This window comes from Streptococcus sp. E24BD, from assembly GCF_041807825.1.
Lineage (GTDB): Bacteria > Bacillota > Bacilli > Lactobacillales > Streptococcaceae > Streptococcus > Streptococcus entericus.
Genome location: NZ_JBGTZB010000044.1, coordinates 1 through 11,726, shown reverse-complemented (window position 1 = coordinate 11,726; position 11,726 = coordinate 1). Strand labels below are relative to the sequence as shown.

Genomic DNA, 11,726 nt, shown 5'->3' with positions numbered 1-11,726 from the left:
TCAGAGGATATTGATTTAACATTTTTGAATACTGAGCTTAGCGAGAAACAAAAAGATAGGGCTCTTAAGAAAATCGAGGAAGTGCTGTGGTCTGGCTTGTCTATTCAAAAGTTACCTGATGAAAGAAGTAAGGTGGCTAAAAGTTCTCTCGTCTGGTTAGATGACATTGGGTCAGATTATCGGATTAAACTAGAAATAGGAAGCACTATTAGACCAGAACCAAGTCAGAAGATGACACTCCAAACCTATATCCAAGATTATTTAGAGAAAAATAGTAAGTTTGATGTCATCGAAGAATTTGAACTTGAACTTGTCGAAGTCAATGTTTTGGATATTACACGAACATTTTTAGATAAGGTTTTGGCTGTTAAACGACACGCTTTCAATCAAGACTTATTGAGGAAAGTTCGGCATATTTATGATGTGGTGCAACTTTTTGGGCATCCAGACATTCAGAACTTTTTATCAGATGAAGCAGCCTTGAAGGAATTGCTTCATCTTACTAAGAGGACAGATCAGTTCTATATCGGAAAGCGAAAAAATCATATTGAGGGCTATAATCCTGATACACCGTTTGCTTTTGAGAATTGGAAATCTTTGTTTATTGCGCCTGATATTCGAAAAAATTATGAAAGCTTACATGAGGAATTGCTTTATACAGAAGTTCCACAGAAATTTGATAAAGCCATTGGAGTGTTTGAACAGATTGATGACATCTTACAAAAAGTTGAAAATGATTAGCTTGTTGCTAGTCATTTTTATTTGGGGGTTTGGGGGCGAAGCCACCATAGTTTCTTATCGTCGGCTGACAAACCTGTAAGGTTTTGGTTCAGCTGGCGATTAGATTTTGGGTTATTGTGGACACAATAACTGAGCTCGCAAAAGCCGAAAAGCGAAGCGTTGAGGCTTTTAGGAAGCCCCCGTATTCCATACGGTATCGGGGCTAACCCGATAGTAGCAAGTAGAGAAGTAGGACAATAAGATGACAGACCACTACCGCATTATCCGCAAGGAAATCAATCTGACACCAGAGGAACTGGAGCAGATCCAGAAGCTGATGAAGCAAGAACACGCTGACCAGTTTTCCCCCTTTGTCCGTCAAAAGCTGATGGATTTAGTCGAAGGGAGGCAGTCAGTGACGGACTGGTTTACCCTCTGGCAGTCCCAGAAGGTTGAACAAATCAGTCGAGACATTTTACAAGTGACTATCATGGCCGAACAGACCCAGCAGGTTACGGCAGAGCACCTGCGAATTATTTTGACTTGTGTTCAGGAGTTGATGGCAGAAGTCGAGAAGGCTATCCCACTCAGTCCAGACTTTCGTGACAAGTACATGGGAGGCTAGATATGGAAAACCGTTACCGTACTAACCTCAAAAAAGTCTTTCTGACAGACCAGGAGTTGGCAACTTTGAACGACCGTATCGGACAGAGTGGCTGTAAAAATTTCTCTGCTTATGCCAGAAAGGTTCTGCTCAATCCCAACATGACCTTCTTGACCATTGATACCAGTAACTATGAAGAGCTGGTCTTTGAACTAAAACGTATCGGAAACAACCTCAATCAAATGATTCAGTCCTTTTCTCCTGAAGATAATCTGACAGCTGAAGAGATTAACAGCATTGGCTACGAGACTATCAAGGAGTTGACAGGGGGCAACTTTCGTTTCATCGTCACAACCCACACCGATAAAGACCATATCCATAACCATATCCTGATAAATTCCATTGACCTCAATTCGTACAAGAAGCTCAAATGGGACTATGCCCAAGAGAGAAACCTTCGCCTGATTTCTGACCGCTTGGCCAAGGAAGCAGGAGCAAAAATTCTCCCGCCCAATCGTTACTCGCATGAGCAGTTTGAAACCTATCGAAAGACTAATCACAAGTTTGAACTCAAGCAGCGGCTCTATTTTCTGATGGAGAACAGCAAGAGCTTTGAAGACTTTATGGCCAAGGCTCCCGCTCTCAACGTGGAGATGGATTTCTCTCGTAAGCACGCCAGATTTTTCATGACCGATCGAGACATGAAGCAGGTCATTCACGGCAATCAGCTGGATAAGCGACAGCCCTACACCGAGGACTATTTCCGAGAGCATTTTGCCAAACGAGCCATTGAGCAGCGACTGGATTTTATCTTGCCCAGAGCACGTGACCTCTCTCATCTTTTGGAAATAGCAGAGCAGTTAAATCTAAAAATCTCTCAAAAGAAAAAGCATGTGACTTTTACCTTGAAAGAGGACGACCGAACCATTTCCATTGAGAATAAAAAGGTCAGCACAAAACACCTCTACGATGTCCAGTTTTTTGAAGAGTATTTTGATAACAGAGACATCATACCAGACCCTGATTTGACTAATCTGGTCTCAGACTTTGAAACCTACCAAGAAGAGCAGGACAAGGACAAGCTCCCTAGTGAAGAACTCTTGGCAGCCTACAAGGATTTCAAGGAGAAGCGAGATAAGATTCAGGAGTTTGAAGTTGTTCTAGTAGACCACCAGCTTGACAAGCTGGTCAAGGACGGCATCTTCATCAAGATGACTTACGGCATCAAAAAAGACGGCTTGGTCTTTATCCCGAACCGTAACTTGGATATTCATGAGAGCGAGCAGGGCAAGACCTACCATGTTTTTATCCGTGAGACCGCTCAGTTTTTCATCTACAACAAAGAAAGTTCAGACCTCAATCGTTACATGAGAGGCCGTGAGCTAATTCGTCAACTCACTCACGACAGCAAGCATATCCCTAAACGCAGGCGGCCAACGATTGCCAGTCTTAAAGAGAAAATCGCAGAGGTTAATCTTCTCATTGAGTTAGACCTCAACAACCAATCTTATCAGGAAATCAAAGACGAGTTAATCAAGGACATCGCCCAGCTAGATTTGACCATTACAGATTTGCAGGATAAGGTTGCTCATCTTAACAAGGTAGCAGAGGTTTTAATCAATCTCAACAACTCAGACCCAGAAAATAGAAGACTGGCAAAATATGATTATGCCAAGATGAACCTGACACCGACCATTAAACTGGAGCAGGTTGAGAAAGAAATAGCAGAAAATCAAAAATCCATGATGAAATGGATAGATGATTACGAATATAAGATTAGAAGGCTAGAGAAATTCGTTCAGACGATTAGTCAGTCTCTATCTTTCCTTGACCGTAAAGGCCATCCAAGTAAAAGCGAAGTAGGTCTCGAATAGATTTTGGAGGTCTATTCTCTCTTTGTCAAACCATTAAGATATGAGATAGATATTGAGTTTTTAGTAGTGTATAAGTATATGACAAAGAAAGTAGAAGTTCATTTAGAAAATTCCTAAGTGCATTATTGGCTACATATCGATATTAAACTTAATGTTGAAGCTTTCCAAACATTTATTTAGCATATCTATTTTTGAGACAATGGTAGCTTTAGAATTTTCAAATATCAAGGGATTTAGCCAAATATTGAGTAGAATGGCTATCAATTCAGCAAGCTGTTGAGGATTCTCCGTCCTTATTGATCCATCTTGAGTACCTTCTGTAATAATGGGGTAGAAATATTCAGGTATTGTAATTTCTTGTATTTGTTCTAAAAATGAAGCAAGTAATTTAGGGCTATCAAGTAATTTAGGCGAAATGGTAGTTATAGTTTCCATGTTGCCGTTAGCTATACTAAGAGACACTAATTGTGTTATTTTTTCAGAACCTGTTAAATCTTTGGAAAATTTTATCCTATCAAACGTTATTTTGTTTTGTAAACCAATTTTTTTGACAACTGCCTCAAAAATATCTTCCTTAGATTCAAAATAATGATAAATTGCTCCTTTGGTCAAACCATCTAAGCCACTTATAATATCAGAAATTCTAGTTTGCTCGTATCCTTTAGTTAAAAAAAGGTTAGTTGCGACCTCAAGTATCGTTTCTTTGGTTCTTTCCATATTCTATAAAATAACTCTCCTTTCAATTTATTTATGTCAATAAAATCAATAAATTATTATTGTTGACAGAGTAACTAAATAACAATTATAACACATTTTTATATAACTTGCCTAATCATTTTGTTCGTTGTATTTTGATGCTAATTTTTTTAGAAACATTCCTTAGTAAAAAAATTAACAAAAATTTCCAGTACAGTTATTGACAACATACCAAAAGTATGTTACTATTAATCTACATACCGGCGGTATGTAGTAGGGCAAGTCTGCCCTACTTAAAATGGTCGACCAACCAATTTAGAAAGGAGATAACAAGCGTATGAAAAACATCAAAGTACGTAAAGCTGAAAGTGCTAATGCTACAGCTTGGTGGATTATTGTCTGATTTATTGTGACGTTGTCACATGCGGTTCTGCGAACTATTAGTTTGTAGAAGTGTATTTGTTGCACTAAAATAGCTCGCAATTTGTTAAAAATTTTGTACAAAATTTTGTTAAACGCATGGAAGTATTATTCATGCGTTTTCATTTTACAGTATTTATGATAGAGGTAAAATATGAACTTTCAATACATTAGACCAAGAGTAAAACCTATTTATCCAGTATATCAATTAAATGATGAATTATTTCGCATTGGAGCTCAACTTTCTATTACGACTGAGTTTGAAGACCCAGAAGGAAAGTTGCTTGAGTTGGTAAAGGTTCTGGATGGTAGGGAGATGGGTGAAATTATCAAGCATATGATTGATAGATTTCCAGATTTAACGGCAGAAGATGTCGTAGATGGCTTGGATATTCTTAGTGCAGAGAATCTGATTGAAGAGACTCCTAGTAAAGTCTTGGATGACTTAGATGAGCGTTACTATCCAAATATTAGTTATTTCAGTAGGTACATGACTTATGACCGAAATCCAATAGACATACAAGAAAAAATTAGCTCCAGCTCAATTTTACTTCTTGGACTTGGAGGTGGTGGGTCAAACATTTTGACACTACTGTCAGGATTAGGACCAAAAACAGTACGAGTTGTGGACTATGATAGAGTTGAGAGAAGTAATTTGGGTAGACAGTTGCTGTATAGAGAGTCTGATTTAGGGAAACTTAAAGTAGATGTAGCAGTTAATGCATTACGAGAAATGAATTCTACAATCAATGTCGAAGGTTTTAACAAGAAAATTGAGACACCAGAAGATGTACTAGAATTTACAGAAGGTATTGATTTGGTCATCTGCGTTATTGACGAACCTCCTTTCCAAGCACAAAAAACAGTAAACCAAGCGATTATTAAAGCAGGTTTACCTTGTGTATTCGGTGCTTCGCAGGTTAGTCGGGGACGGGTATTTTCTGTCATTCCTAAAGTGACTGGTTGTTTTGATTGTTTGAATATCCATTATACTTTACATGATGATAAATTTGTAGAGCAGTTTGTAGGCTTTAGAAATATTGATTTTAATCCACCAACAATTGCTTATGCACCAGCTATTTTTCAACTTACAGCAGCTATTGTTGATGAGGCAGTTCGTGTCCTAACAGGTTATGCGAGACCAAGTAGCCTCAGTACACAATATGAGATTAACTATGAAGATGGTTCTTCGTTTACTCATCCATCTTGGGAGCGATACGCTGACGATTGCCCAACATGTGGCAATGGAGATGCTCAAAAGTGGGAAATTTTCAGATACTATGACAAAAAATAATACTGAAGTAATTGTTATAGAGTCACTCAATCAAGAAATTTACTTTAGGAAAACTCGTCGAAATGATTACTTGCTCTATTCAACAGGTTCAGAATTATTAGTATTTGATGAAATTACCTGGAATGAATCTATTATAGATTCGTTACATCATCATTTAAGTGACGAGCCTTTATTTGAATTATTGAAAGAGAATAATTTCTTTAAAAGTGGTAATTCTGTCCCTAAACCTGATAATACCTACCTAATTTTTCTTAGAATTTTTGTAATCATTTTTGGAGGAAGTTCTATAGTTTACAATTTATTTTGTATAACGAATCTCCCCTTTCTTGAATATGATTTTGGTAGAGTGAACCAAGTTTTACTATTACTATTTGGAATATTATTTTCCCTGTTTACTACAATAATACACGAGGGAATGCATATTTTGTTTTCAAATAATGTTACAGGTCTATGTAGAGTTTTACACTTTTCTTGGAAAAAATCAATAGCAACAGTTGATTTGACACATGTTTGGATTTGGCCACTTTTTGAAAGAATCATGGCTGTTTTGGCAGGTCCATTGCTTGACAGTGTTATCCTGTCTGGTTTATTCCTAATGAGTGATTATTATTTCAATGCATATATAACCATGTCTATCTATATTATGATTTTTAGACTACTATGGCAGTTAAGACTAACACAACATACAGATGGTCGCTTACTGATATATATGTTATTGGATAATCCATTTTTAAAAAATGATTTTGATAATAGTAGAGACTCTTTAACAAATGAAGAAAAGATAGTATGGAGAGTAGTTCGTATCTTTAGCGTTATTATAACTATCTTAGTATTTTTACTTCTTTTATTTTTTATAGCAAAAATTGTGAGGTATTTATGAAGCAAGAAACTATTGTTGTAAGTCATTTGAAAAAGTCTTACGGTCAAAAAATTGTTACAAATGATATTAGTATTACTTTTTATAGTGGTCAGATTGTTGCAATTATAGGTCATAATGGAGCTGGAAAGAGCACCTTCTTGAATCAAATAAATGGTACAGTAGCATCAGATGAGGGAACAATACATATTGAAGGAGTAGATGTAACCAATCATCCAGGAAGGGCGAGAGAACTTGTTTCCTCCATGCCACAATTTCAAGTTCCGATTAAGGGAGTCACAGTAGAGGAAGCGATCGAATGTATTGGTGCTGTAAAAGGAATGAATTCTTCTTTGATTGAAAGCCGTACCAAAGAATTGATTGATTTTTTGGAGATTAGCAAATGGAAGCATACGCCTGGCGAAAAGCTTTCGGGTGGACTTCAGCGATTAACCTCTTTTGCGATGTCAGTTGTTGATAGCCCATCTATTGTTGTTCTAGATGAGCCAACTAATGATGTTGACCCATTTAGAAGGAGCTTGATATGGCGTTACTTGCGTTCTCTTGCAAATAGTGGCGCCACAGTTATCATCGTCAGTCATAATTTATTTGAAGTGGAGAGATACGCAGACAGATACTTACTGTTTGATAAAGGACGCATTAAAAGAGATGTGCTGGTATCAGAAACAAAAAATGCTCGCCAGCTAAAACATCAAGTGTCACTATCGGGGGCGAATGAAGAAGTAATTTCTAACTTCATGAATCACGATAATTTGAAATATGATAATGTCGAAAAACGCTTGATGTTTACAGTCGAGGATGGCTATTTGACAGAGGTAATATCGGTCATTTTTGATTTGTTGAAAACAGATAAAATAATTAGTTACGAGATAAAGTTGAAAAATCTCTCTGATGACTACGAGGAGTACATAAATGAATACTAGTCAAAAAAGGTTATCTAAATTCGGAGGCTTGGTAAAATGGAGTTTACTTCGTCACAAGTTTTATATTCCGGTTTTTGTTGTTGTTCAAATCATTTTATCATTTGCGGTTATCTATGGTTTTCTATTTATTACCAATGCAACTAATCAAGCAGAGAAATTCTATCTGTCTACAGGAGCTATGGCTATAAATGTGATTGCCGTTACTTGTGTGCTAGCACCTCAAATTATTAGCGAAGCCAAGCAAAATGGTATTTACGACTATCAGAAAACTCTGCCTGTTTCAAGAATAGAGATACTGATGTCTGATTTATTGATTTGGGGATTACTATGTCTACCAGGAATTTTATCAAGTATATTGATTAGCAAATTTGGTTTTGGATTGGAAGTTTCAATTGGGCTCAATTCTACCTTGTCTGTATTATTGATTATTTTTTCCTTGTTGTCAGTTGGCTTTGCGATTGCCTATATTCTCCCACCGAATCTTGTCTCCTTAGTCACACAGCTTATTATGATTGGTGGATTGTTGTTTTCTCCGATTCTCTATGCAGCAGATAGGCTACCATCGTGGATGATAACTTTATATGATTATTTACCCTTTGTACCATCCAGTCAGATAATACGCTCATCTATCTTTCAGCTAGAAAATGTTAGTATTCAGAATTTTATTGTGCTTATTACATGGTCTTGTTTAGGGTTTATCTTATCACTAACAATATTATCAAGGAGGAAATAAAGATGAGTAGGTTATTGATTTCTAATTTGACAAAAGTTGTCAAGGACAAGACGCTATTAAATAATATCTGCCTCACTTTGAATTATGGGCAAATTTATGGTGTTATCGGAGATAATGGTGCAGGAAAAACAACTCTATTCCGATGTATTTTGGGCTTAAGTAAGCCTATTGGAACCGTTGCTCTTGATGATAAAATCGTAAATTCTTTCAATTATAATGACTTCCTTAAAAAAGTTGGAGTGGTTTTTCCTTTTCCAGATAGCTTTGGAGCTTATACTGTAAAAGAGGCTTTTGAAAATCATTCACGTTATTATTCTTGTCCATTTGTGGATGTTGAAAGCTATCTAAAACAATTTGGACTAAATGTCTCCTCAGGTGATAAGATTTCTAGATTTTCCTTGGGTATGAAGCAACGCTTAAATATTGCTTTAGCATGTTTGCATAATCCAGAGATACTGATACTAGATGAACCGTTTAATGGACTGGATAGAGAGGGAATCATTTTGCTTCAGCAGCTATTGAAAGATTTCAAAAAACAAGGAAAATTAATTATCATTTCGAGTCACTCATTTGCCGAATTAGAGAAGATAACTGATCACCTTATTGTTATCCAGCAAGGAGAAGTTTTGGCTGACACAAATGTTATGGAAGTTAAGCGACAAGGTTTCGGCACTTTCGAACAATTCTATAGAGAAATAAAAGAGGTACACAGTGTATGAAAGATCAGATTATTTATGAATTAAATACCCACATTCGCCATTTTAGAGGAATTATGTGGACAAATATACTAGTCAACCTGTCTGCCTTGATTTTTTTCAGTTTGGTAGGGCGTTTTGAACAATCTGAGCCAAACTCTATTTTAACTGATTCTGCTGGAATAATGACTTTAGCATCAACATTAACAGTATCAGTAGCTGTTATTTATAATGTTGTCATTTTAAATCGCTTGTTATTGAAAGAATATATCGGGAATGCAAGGGAAATTACATTTTTGTTTCCTGGTGGCAGATTTGAGATATTCCTAAGTAAAATTATTTCTTTATCTATTCATTGTTTATTGAGTTTAGTTCCTATTTTGTTGCTTGAAAATCTTATTTTTTATTTTGTAGGACACTCTCTTGGCTTCTTATCAACTGGATTGTTTGTTTATGTATTAAAAGTCCTCTGCGTGACTATTTTTGCAGGCTTTTTGGTACTTATCGTAGTGTTATCTTCAATTCTGGTAGGCCAAATTACACAATCAATAAATGTCCCCATTATTGTTGCTATAATCATTGTATCAATTATGGGGAATTTTGTAGCCTACCTATATCAGTTGAATAATTTAATTATCGTACTTTTGACTATAGGTGTAGCGGTTTTAGTTTGTTTCACAATTAGTATTTTAAGCAGTAGAGTCAAAAAAGATGATTTGATAGAGAATACGTCTATAAAAAATGGAAATTAGAAATTCATTGAAAAGTGCTGTTAGGATATTACTTTATGCTATTTCTTGTAAAGTAATAAGTGGTTTTTGTTATCTTGCTATTTTCGGAAACTCAAGGTCGAATTTATTGGATATATTGTTTTTCAATATTCAAATTTGCTAATCTTATTATCTGGATGTCAATTTTCCTATAAATTCCGATTATGTAAACGAATCAATATTGGGGAATATGCCCGTAAGTATTTATTGGGTATGTTGATTGGAACAATTGTATTATCGATTTGTTTACTTGCTATTGCAACAGTATCAAAAGTTAGTATTAGTCGTTCTTTTTTACCTAATTCACCAATATATTTATTATTAATAGTCGGATTTTTTGTACAAAGCTACTCAGAGGAATTCTTATTCAGAGGTCAAATTTTTGGGATTTTATTGAAAAGTTTTAACTTGTATATTAGTAGCGGAATTCAAGCCCTTGCTTTTACATTTGTTCACTCTTTGAATGGTGGTTTCACAATTATCTCATTTTTTACATTGTTCTTTTTTGGGATATTGATGTCATTGTTCAGAGTTTTTACAAAAAATCTTTCTTTGGGGAGTGGATTTCATTTTATATGGAATAGCTTACCGTGTATTGCTTTAGGAATGAATGTGAGTGGGATAAAAATTCCTTGTGGTTTTTTCTGTACAGATGTCACGGGGCGAGATTTGTATACTGGTGGTATTTTTGGGATTGAGGGCAGTATTTTGGTCTTGTGTGTATTTTTCATACTTACAGTTGCTCTTCTTAAAAGAGTTTATAGACAAGAATTAAGTTATTAAGGGTGAATGATTATTTTTCAAACAACAAAATGCACGGGGGAACCTGGTGCATTTTTATTTACATCACAATGCTTGTTACCTCCTTCTGTCCAATTTGGACAATTTGAAAGAAAAGAATGAAATATACTTTATACTGGACATAGGAGAAAGCTAGATGTACCAACGGCTAAGGGATTTGAGAGAAGATTATGATTTTACTCAAAAAGATGTAGCTGACCATCTCATTTTAACTCATTCAGCGTATGCTAAAATTGAGCGAGGTGAGAGACAGCTGTCTATTGAAGTGTTAATTAAACTTTCTAATCTTTATCATGTTAGTACAGATTATTTGTTAGGTCTAACAGATTTTCCTAAGCGAATAAATGGTAATATAAAATAGTCCCTCCTAGCTGTTCATTGACAACTGAATAGACCAAGGTGGGACTTTAATCATTTGTGGAGCATTTTAGTTTGATTCGCTGTGATATGAGCGATAACAATCAACTATAAAATAGAGTGGTACTCTATCTGCCATGATACAAGTGAGGATAATGATACTTCTAAACGTTTAGGCTGCCATCGAGAAAGGATAGCGGGTGTGATTCCCATGTAGAACTTAACCAGTTCTACCCACTAAGGTCAACATTTTGACGTAAAGGAATTAAGAATTATGGAAAAAACACAAATAGGTGCGGATTTACCGCAAGTCGTGATTGAGGGCTATAAGGTGACGGTACGAGTTACCGATAAACCATTAAGCCTAACAGATGTTTTAGATGATTTACTGGGACGGCAGCTGGAAAAAATTTGATTTTTTAACGGACAAGTCTTGATAAATGATGTAAAATAGAACAGTAGAACCTCAGTCCTTAATCGGTAAGCACCTAATACCTGGTTAAGGAGAAACATATGACACAAGCCTGTATTTATTTACGCCTATCACGAGATGATGGGGACAATGTGGAAAGCAATTCCATCATCAACCAACGCTCGCTCCTGCGAGACTATGCCAGAAATCATGATTTTACCATTTTAGAAGAATTTGTTGATGATGGTATTAGTGGATTAACATTTAATCGTCCTGACTTTAATCGTATGATGGCTATGGTGAATGATAAGATCATTGATACTATAATTGTCAAAGACTTGTCACGATTTGGTCGGGATTACATTGAAACTGGAAAATACCTCCAGCGAATTTTTCCTGCTATGGGAGTTAGGTTTATCTCTGTCAATGACCACTATGATAGCCTGACGGCTGATACCAATGAAACACACTTGGTCATGCCGATTAAAAGTCTAATTAACGATAGCTACTGTCGAGACATTTCAACCAAAGTTCGAAGCACTCAAAAAGC

The 11,726-nt window shown here is 36.0% G+C and carries 14 protein-coding genes; 13 read left to right on the top strand and 1 reads right to left on the bottom strand.

Annotated elements, in window-relative coordinates; all coding sequences use genetic code 11:
- The 3 genes from ACERC5_RS08985 to ACERC5_RS08975 all read left to right on the top strand — a co-directional run.
- Nucleotides 1-741: nucleotidyl transferase AbiEii/AbiGii toxin family protein (locus ACERC5_RS08985; protein WP_373660604.1), on the top strand; the 741-nt coding region annotated here is incomplete at its 5' end.
- A gap of 241 nt (nucleotides 742-982) precedes the next feature.
- Nucleotides 983-1,345 carry an SAG1252 family conjugative relaxosome accessory protein gene (locus tag ACERC5_RS08980; protein WP_373660603.1) on the top strand — a complete coding sequence of 121 codons (363 nt, stop codon included), beginning with the start codon at nucleotides 983-985 and terminating at the stop codon, nucleotides 1,343-1,345.
- 2 nt (nucleotides 1,346-1,347) lie between these two features.
- Nucleotides 1,348-3,198 carry an SAG1250 family conjugative relaxase gene (locus tag ACERC5_RS08975; RefSeq protein WP_373660602.1) on the top strand — a complete coding sequence of 617 codons (1,851 nt, stop codon included), beginning with the start codon at nucleotides 1,348-1,350 and terminating at the stop codon, nucleotides 3,196-3,198.
- Between the two features lie 129 nt (nucleotides 3,199-3,327).
- On the opposite strand, the gene ACERC5_RS08970 is transcribed toward ACERC5_RS08975, so the two are convergent.
- The gene (locus tag ACERC5_RS08970; protein WP_373660601.1) at nucleotides 3,328-3,915 is read right to left on the bottom strand and encodes a TetR/AcrR family transcriptional regulator; all 588 of its coding nucleotides are present in this window, start codon (nucleotides 3,913-3,915) and stop codon (nucleotides 3,328-3,330) included.
- 553 nt (nucleotides 3,916-4,468) lie between these two features.
- Here ACERC5_RS08970 and ACERC5_RS08965 point away from each other — a divergent pair.
- The 10 genes from ACERC5_RS08965 to ACERC5_RS08920 form a co-directional block, all read left to right on the top strand.
- Nucleotides 4,469-5,608: a ThiF family adenylyltransferase gene (locus ACERC5_RS08965; protein ID WP_167786430.1), complete on the top strand. Its 1,140-nt coding sequence runs from the start codon at nucleotides 4,469-4,471 to the stop codon at nucleotides 5,606-5,608.
- Nucleotides 5,595-6,488, top strand: coding sequence for a lantibiotic ABC transporter permease (locus tag ACERC5_RS08960; RefSeq protein WP_373660600.1), 894 nt, complete (start codon nucleotides 5,595-5,597; stop codon nucleotides 6,486-6,488). Before ACERC5_RS08965 ends, ACERC5_RS08960 begins: the two co-directional genes overlap by 14 nt.
- Nucleotides 6,485-7,408: an ABC transporter ATP-binding protein gene (locus ACERC5_RS08955; RefSeq protein ID WP_167786431.1), complete on the top strand. Its 924-nt coding sequence runs from the start codon at nucleotides 6,485-6,487 to the stop codon at nucleotides 7,406-7,408. The genes ACERC5_RS08960 and ACERC5_RS08955 overlap by 4 nt, the downstream gene beginning before the upstream one ends.
- Entirely contained in the window at nucleotides 7,398-8,141 is a 744-nt protein-coding gene (locus tag ACERC5_RS08950) for an ABC transporter permease (RefSeq protein WP_001098119.1), read from the top strand. Before ACERC5_RS08955 ends, ACERC5_RS08950 begins: the two co-directional genes overlap by 11 nt.
- Before the next feature lie 2 nt (nucleotides 8,142-8,143).
- Nucleotides 8,144-8,860, top strand: coding sequence for an ABC transporter ATP-binding protein (locus ACERC5_RS08945; protein WP_373660599.1), 717 nt, complete (start codon nucleotides 8,144-8,146; stop codon nucleotides 8,858-8,860).
- Nucleotides 8,857-9,588 carry an accessory regulator AgrC gene (locus ACERC5_RS08940; protein WP_373660598.1) on the top strand — a complete coding sequence of 244 codons (732 nt, stop codon included), beginning with the start codon at nucleotides 8,857-8,859 and terminating at the stop codon, nucleotides 9,586-9,588. Before ACERC5_RS08945 ends, ACERC5_RS08940 begins: the two co-directional genes overlap by 4 nt.
- 231 nt (nucleotides 9,589-9,819) lie before the next feature.
- Nucleotides 9,820-10,389, top strand: a complete 570-nt coding sequence (locus ACERC5_RS08935; protein WP_373660597.1) for a lysostaphin resistance A-like protein — start codon at nucleotides 9,820-9,822, stop codon at nucleotides 10,387-10,389.
- Between the two features lie 154 nt (nucleotides 10,390-10,543).
- Entirely contained in the window at nucleotides 10,544-10,768 is a 225-nt protein-coding gene (locus ACERC5_RS08930; protein WP_167786433.1) for a helix-turn-helix transcriptional regulator, read from the top strand.
- A gap of 270 nt (nucleotides 10,769-11,038) precedes the next feature.
- The gene (locus ACERC5_RS08925) at nucleotides 11,039-11,179 is read left to right on the top strand and encodes a hypothetical protein (RefSeq protein ID WP_373660596.1); all 141 of its coding nucleotides are present in this window, start codon (nucleotides 11,039-11,041) and stop codon (nucleotides 11,177-11,179) included.
- A 98-nt stretch (nucleotides 11,180-11,277) separates the two neighbouring features.
- The coding region (locus ACERC5_RS08920; RefSeq protein ID WP_373660595.1) for a recombinase family protein at nucleotides 11,278-11,726 on the top strand (449 nt) is incomplete at its 3' end.

What these genes read in the sequence shown, in the direction of transcription:
- ACERC5_RS08980 (WP_373660603.1), top strand. Translation starts at nt 983, where the DNA reads ATGACAGACCACTACCGCATTATCCGCAAGGAAATCAATCTGACACCA.
- ACERC5_RS08975 (WP_373660602.1), top strand. Translation starts at nt 1,348, where the DNA reads ATGGAAAACCGTTACCGTACTAACCTCAAAAAAGTCTTTCTGACAGAC.
- ACERC5_RS08970 (WP_373660601.1), bottom strand. Translation starts at nt 3,915, where the DNA reads ATGGAAAGAACCAAAGAAACGATACTTGAGGTCGCAACTAACCTTTTT.
- ACERC5_RS08965 (WP_167786430.1), top strand. Translation starts at nt 4,469, where the DNA reads ATGAACTTTCAATACATTAGACCAAGAGTAAAACCTATTTATCCAGTA.
- ACERC5_RS08960 (WP_373660600.1), top strand. Translation starts at nt 5,595, where the DNA reads ATGACAAAAAATAATACTGAAGTAATTGTTATAGAGTCACTCAATCAA.
- ACERC5_RS08955 (WP_167786431.1), top strand. Translation starts at nt 6,485, where the DNA reads ATGAAGCAAGAAACTATTGTTGTAAGTCATTTGAAAAAGTCTTACGGT.
- ACERC5_RS08950 (WP_001098119.1), top strand. Translation starts at nt 7,398, where the DNA reads ATGAATACTAGTCAAAAAAGGTTATCTAAATTCGGAGGCTTGGTAAAA.
- ACERC5_RS08945 (WP_373660599.1), top strand. Translation starts at nt 8,144, where the DNA reads ATGAGTAGGTTATTGATTTCTAATTTGACAAAAGTTGTCAAGGACAAG.
- ACERC5_RS08940 (WP_373660598.1), top strand. Translation starts at nt 8,857, where the DNA reads ATGAAAGATCAGATTATTTATGAATTAAATACCCACATTCGCCATTTT.
- ACERC5_RS08935 (WP_373660597.1), top strand. Translation starts at nt 9,820, where the DNA reads ATGTTGATTGGAACAATTGTATTATCGATTTGTTTACTTGCTATTGCA.
- ACERC5_RS08930 (WP_167786433.1), top strand. Translation starts at nt 10,544, where the DNA reads ATGTACCAACGGCTAAGGGATTTGAGAGAAGATTATGATTTTACTCAA.
- ACERC5_RS08925 (WP_373660596.1), top strand. Translation starts at nt 11,039, where the DNA reads ATGGAAAAAACACAAATAGGTGCGGATTTACCGCAAGTCGTGATTGAG.